We start from the raw sequence: 3,239 nt of genomic DNA on the forward strand, positions 1-3,239 counted from the left end.
TAATTATTCACAATAAATAGTATCAATATATTTATTTGCTTCCTTTCTTCCTTTCTTCCTTTCTTCCTCTCTTTCTTTCTTCCTTCTTACTTCTTCCTTCTTCCTTCTTACTTCTAATTTGAAGTTAAAAGCACAAAATCAGTTACTTTACCTCCACTATAGCTTCGCCAATGTTCTGATACTTGAAAAAACCGTTCATTTGCTTGAGTCGGATTCATAATTGGGAAACTTTCTAAACGATAATTTTTCTCTTGGGAAGGTTGATTTTTTCTGATACTAGCAACTAAGTTTTCCATAAATTGATATCCATCACAAAAAGCATTTGGTGGATAACCCATTTCTCCATCATCATAAGCTTTTCCAGCAAGATAAATTATATTGTGATAAAAAGAATGTGAGTCCATTTTATCTATATACCTGCGTAATTTTAAAGGTGACGGCGCGATTAAATATACATCTTCACAATCAGGTTCCGCATACATTAATTCATCCCAATTTCTATAAGATTGTAGGGTTTCTCCTGACTCTAATTCATAACCTAAAGCAAACTGCATTTCGTCTAACAATTCTGCTTCCCAAGATTTTTGAGATATTCGATCTAGCCAATAATGAATAGTATTATAAAATTCAATATCTGAGAGAGAAAGCAATGCTTCTTTGACGGCATCGGTGTGTATTTTTGTTTTGATTTTCATGGTCTTACCTCCTTTTTTTTGTTGGTTTGAAAGATTTTGATTTAGTTTAGTTAGTTAGATTTTATGAGGGATATATCCTTCAGGATTAACTATAAATATTTGGCAGTATTCTACTTGTATAGGAAGCAAAAAGTTATGATTTTACTTCCTTATAACTTACCGAGAAACCGGGTTGATCAACTAAATTTTGTGGTTTAAAAATAATCAGGCTAATAAACCCGGTTTCTTGTTTGGATGTTTAAGTCCTGTTCCTTCTATAAGACTGACCTATGCTTTGCATATTTCGTCTATAATTCTGAGGAACGTCCTTAGAGTACGGCCTCTTATTTCTTTTAGTCTTTTGTTGTCAGACAATGACTATTGATATTGTCGATCCCAATTAGTAAATCGATATGTTTTGGGTATAACTCTCTAGTTAATGGGGAAATTGTCTAAGCAATTGTACTGTTGCTACAATTTTCAACAGTCCTCCGGTTGGAAGCCCATCAACTATTTTGTCTTGAGGATGGGACTTCAGAGAAGATTATTTATATGCCAAAACTCTTAATATAGTATATAAACAAATTTTTGTAAATCCAAATCTTGATGATTTGTATTTATTTTTAATTTTTAATTAGTAGATTATGGAATGAGTGGTATATCAAGAGCGATCGCCTACTTATGTAAATAAACAAAGATTTTGGGATAGAACAGGATGGATCTGGTGGTGCATGGTAATGGTAGAGAAAGTTTGGGAAGTGTAGGGGATGTGAGGAGTGTGGGGAGTGTGGGGAGTGTGGGAAAAAAAATGTATATTTTCACGCTTTAGCGAGCGGGACAACCGAAGTTGGTATTTGGAGAACGGCATTGTGAAAGCTCTAAAATAGTATAGATCCTTCAGGGGAATATTTATTTAAACGATGCTGACATAGTGGGATGATTGAGATTGAGGTGAGATATTAACAAGAGCGCAAAAAGAGGCGCTCATCTACTAGATTTTTCCTTACCTACAATGCTATTTACCAAAACTGATATATAGTCATTAGCATTTAGTCTATCAGACATCTGGTGAAAAAGATATAGACTTTTTGCGGTTAGTAGGGAAAAGGGAATTTATTCTTACGAAAAAGATACGAAAAATGATTTAGGGAAGTGAATTTTACAACTCTAGCTTATCTTAAATAAAGAGCAAGTTTATTTTCTGGAGAGGTCTATTATTAAGAAATAATTATGGTTTCTATTTATTTAATATCTATCATCACACAACAGAATTTTATTTATTTTTATCTAGCCACAAGTTTTATAGAATTAACTGAGTATTTTTTAGATGAATTTGTGTTAATTCTGAAGATATTTATTGAAGCAATTGCTGTTTTTATTATTGCTTTTGCGGTGCTAAAAGNATCACACAACAGAATTTTATTTATTTTTATCTAGCCACAAGTTTTATAGAATTAACTGAGTATTTTTTAGATGAATTTGTGTTAATTCTGAAGATATTTATTGAAGCAATTGCTGTTTTTATTATTGCTTTTGCGGTGCTAAAAGCACTAGCAAAAATTTTGCAAATGCGGAAAAATAGGAAACTTTTTGCATCAGAAGGAACCATCCGACTTGAATTAGGAATTTCCCTAGTTCTGGCTTTAGAATTTCTCTTAGCTGCTGATATAGTAGGAACTGCTATATCTCCAAGTTGGAGTGATATTGGAAAGTTAACTGCAATTGCTGGAATTCGTACTTTTCTTAACTTTTTTCTCGAAAAGGAAATCAAAGAACTGCAACAAAAAAATCAGTCTGATGAATAATATTAGACCTTTCCGGAAACAAGGGAATAGGGAGTAGGGAGTAGGGAGTAGGGGAAATAATTGATGATTTATGCGTATGGGATTGATTTAATGTTTGATTATCGGAGATGTCTATTTAATATAATCCTAAGCATTCAGCTATCAGCTATAGTAATCCTAAATAGGCTGTAACAATTCAAAAAGTAGAAATAAATTCTGAAACTTTTACCTATTGCTTATTGCCTATTGCTTATTGCCTATTCCCGAAAAGCGGTAAGATTTTTATACACAAATAAAATAGGATTACTATATTGCTTTAGTTTTTGATAAAAGCTTTATTAATTGAGCTAGATTAATCTTATGTTTGCTTCTCCCCTACTTCCCCATTAGAGTTTAGATATTATTGCTGAGAGCTAATAGCTAATAGCTGAATACTTATATATAATACCAAATTGATAAATCTTCGCTACAAATATTTAGGTTACTGCTTAGGAGTCAGGAGTGAGAATGAATAAATTTGAGACTATTTTTTATGTTTTAATTGTCTTTTTTATTAAATCAACATTTACCGTAAAACCTTTGAATAGTTGTTATTATTCATAACATTCTTTTTTGAAAATGGTATAATCTCAAAATCACAGGAAATACTGATAAATGATGACTGAAATTACCGAAAAATCAAGGTATAAAGCCTCTCTATTTATGGATAAAAAAGAAAAAACTTCCTTTTAGCCAATCCTTCTATTACAGAAGAGGTAATTATTAATTATTCATTATTAAT

2 protein-coding genes are annotated in these 3,239 nt (G+C 31.6%); one reads left to right on the forward strand and one right to left on the reverse strand.

Going from position 1 to position 3,239, the window contains the following annotated elements; translation table 11 throughout:
- Window positions 1–113 precede the first annotated feature (113 nt).
- A complete protein-coding gene (locus tag AFK68_RS04790) occupies window positions 114–695 on the reverse strand; it encodes a hypothetical protein (RefSeq protein WP_094671810.1) in 582 nt (193 codons plus the stop codon).
- Window positions 696–2,212: 1,517 nt separating this feature from the next.
- Here AFK68_RS04790 and AFK68_RS44225 point away from each other — a divergent pair.
- Window positions 2,213–2,479, forward strand: a complete 267-nt coding sequence (locus AFK68_RS44225; RefSeq protein WP_371357234.1) for a DUF1622 domain-containing protein — start codon at window positions 2,213–2,215, stop codon at window positions 2,477–2,479.
- The last annotated feature ends 760 nt before the right edge of the window (window positions 2,480–3,239 follow it).

Source organism: Hydrocoleum sp. CS-953, assembly GCF_002260545.1.
Classification (GTDB): Bacteria; Cyanobacteriota; Cyanobacteriia; order Cyanobacteriales; family Microcoleaceae; genus Trichodesmium.

Coding starts and splice junctions, on each gene's coding strand:
- AFK68_RS04790 (WP_094671810.1), bottom strand. CDS start 695: ATGAAAATCAAAACAAAAATACACACCGATGCCGTCAAAGAAGCATTG.